The sequence below is a fragment of the Synechococcus sp. F70.1 genome, assembly GCF_047502745.1.
In the GTDB taxonomy this organism is placed as follows: Bacteria; Cyanobacteriota; Cyanobacteriia; order Thermostichales; family Thermostichaceae; genus Thermostichus.
In genome coordinates this window covers 1-821 of the sequence record NZ_JANSJL010000114.1, presented here as the reverse complement: position 1 = coordinate 821, position 821 = coordinate 1, and the positions used below count along the sequence as shown (strand labels likewise).

General features: G+C 60.0%; 1 pseudogene. It reads left to right on the top strand.

Annotated elements, in window-relative coordinates:
- A pseudogene (locus NW860_RS10825) lies at positions 1–821 on the top strand (glycosyl transferase); the annotation flags it as partial.

The window sequence follows — 821 nt, the reverse complement described above, 5'->3', positions numbered from 1 at the left end:
GCTGATCGAGCCTATCGATCTGGTGCCGGTGCGCTTTTTGCCCTGTGGCTGGCTCGACCCGCAAACCGTAGTGGTTGCTACCGAGGAGCCGGACCATCCCATTGTCTGGCAAAATGTCAAGCGCCTCTGCCCCGAAGCCGATCGGATTTGGGAGATCCCGGCCACCGAAAAACAGATTCTGACCGCCCTCATTGAACGCAAGCTGACGGCAGAGCTGGTAGGCAGTCGGCTTACCTTAGAGCAGTGGCAGCAGGCTTTGGAGATCCACCGCCGCACCGGCTCCAGCCTGGGGCAGGTGCTGACCCGGCTGAGCTACCTCTCCACCCCCGAGTATCTCAGCATCCTAGCCCATCTGCTGGGCTATCCTTCCGTCTCGGAGCTGATGGGGACAGGGCTGCTTTACCGCGACGAGAGCTTGAGCCGCCAGTTCGAGCCCGAGCTGATGATGCGCCACCTCTTCTACCCCTTGAACTGGACGGATGAGAACACCCTCACCGTGATGGTCAATGACCCACTGGACTGGGCGGTGGATGAGCTGCTCTACAGTTGGCGGCCAGGGTTGCGAATTGAAAAGGTGCTGGGCAGCGAGCGGGATATCACCCAACTCCTCAGCCAAGACCAGGGATCCCGCTTTAGCCAAGAGGCAGTCTACAAGCTGCTGACCCGTCTGCCGGAGGAATCGGCCTCGCGGGTGTTTACCCCCTCCCAAATTGCGGTAGGCTACGGCCTGCTGGTGCTGCTGCTGTGGGGGTTGGCCAGTGCTCCTTGGACGACTCTGACCATTTTGGTGCTGCTGATCAATCTTTTTTACGTCGCTTCGA